The organism is Acidovorax sp. LjRoot204 (assembly GCF_056175785.1).
On the sequence record NZ_JBGFFF010000329.1, the window covers coordinates 1 to 1,560 of the forward strand.

Genomic DNA, 1,560 nt, shown 5'->3' on the forward strand with positions numbered 1-1,560 from the left:
GGGCGTGAGGTGATCCTGGCCACCCTCGCCCAGGGCGACTACCTGGGCGAGATGAGCATCATCGACAACGAACCCCACTCGGCCACGGTGCGTGCCGAGGTGCAGACAGACGTGCTGATGCTGGGGCGTGCGGAGTTTGCGCGTTGTCTCACCGAGAACGCGTCCATGTCTTTGGTGGTGATGCGCGGGCTGGTCAAGCGGCTGCGCCATGCAGATCGCAAGATTGAGTCACTCGCGTTACTGGATGTGTACGGCCGTGTGGCCCATGCCTTGCTGGACTTTGCGGTGCCCGATGCGCAGGGGCAGCTGCTGATCAAGGACAAAATCTCCCGCCAGGACCTGGCCAAGATGGTGGGAGCTTCCCGCGAAATGGTCAGCCGCGTGATGAAAGACCTGGAGGAGCGCGGCTTCATCGAGGCGCTGCCCAGCGGGGCGACCCTGCTCAAGGACCGGCTGAACGCGCTGGGCTGAAATCCGGGGGGCGGACCCTGCGCCGGGTGGTGCGCCCGGCGCAACGCATGGGGTAAGCTCACCCCGCACGTTTATGACCTATTCCCTCAATACCCTGAATGCATCGGCGGCGGCCAAGTCGCCGCCCCGCACGGGCGCCGCCCGTTTTGGCCACGAAATTGCCCTGGTGGTGGGCTTGCTGGCCCTGGTTTTCTGGCTGCTGGCGCTGGTCAGCTATTCGGCCCAGGATGCGGCCTGGTCCACCTCGGGTGCCCGCGACGCGCGCTCCGTTGCTAACTGGGCGGGGCGCTTTGGCGCCTGGCTGGCCGATGGCAGCTACTTTGCGCTGGGGTTTTCAGTGTGGTGGTGCGTGGCGGCTGGCGTGCGGGCCTGGCTGTCGTCGCTTGCGCGCTGGATGCGCGGAGGTGAAGTGGTGGCAGGCGCCGCCAGCCCTCTGGGGCGCCGGGCCACGTTCTGGGGTGGACTGGTGGTGCTGATGTGTTCCAGCACGGCGCTGGAATGGTCGCGTTTGTACCGGTTTGAATCGTTCCTGCCTGGGCATGCGGGTGGCGTGCTGGGGTACCTGGTGGGGCCAGCTGGCGTGAAGTGGCTGGGATTTACGGGCTCCGGCTTGTTGGCGATCGTGCTGGCGGTGGCGGGGGCGGCTCTGGTGTTCCGCTTCTCGTGGGGCCATGTGGCGGAGTTTCTCGGAGGGCGCCTTGATGCGCTGGTACAGGCGCGCCTGGCAAAACGCGAGGTGGCCAAGGACGTCGCCGTGGGCCGCAAGGCGGCCCGCGAGCGCGAAGTGGTGGTGTTGGAGGAGCGCACCGAAAGCGAGGTGCACCACCCCGAGCCCGTGCAAATCATCGAGCCGATTCTGGTGGATGTGCCACAGAGCACCCGTGTGGTGAAAGAGCGCCAGAAGCCCCTCTTCACCGAGATGCCGGACAGCAAGCTGCCGCTGGTGGACCTGCTTGACGGACCCCTGCAGCGCCAGGAAACCGTGGCCCCCGAGACGCTGGAGATGACCAGCCGGCTCATCGAGAAAAAGCTGAAGGACTTTGGCGTGGAAGTGCGCGTGGTCGCGGCCATGCCCGGCCCGGTGATCAC

General features: G+C 66.5%; 2 protein-coding genes. Both read left to right on the forward strand.

The window, feature by feature from the left end; genetic code table 11:
• A partial coding sequence (locus AC04MI_RS25070) for a helix-turn-helix domain-containing protein (protein ID WP_476499031.1) occupies positions 1 to 471 on the forward strand: 471 nt, incomplete at its 5' end.
• A gap of 73 nt (positions 472 to 544) precedes the next feature.
• A partial coding sequence (locus tag AC04MI_RS25075) for a DNA translocase FtsK 4TM domain-containing protein (protein ID WP_476499032.1) occupies positions 545 to 1,560 on the forward strand: 1,016 nt, incomplete at its 3' end.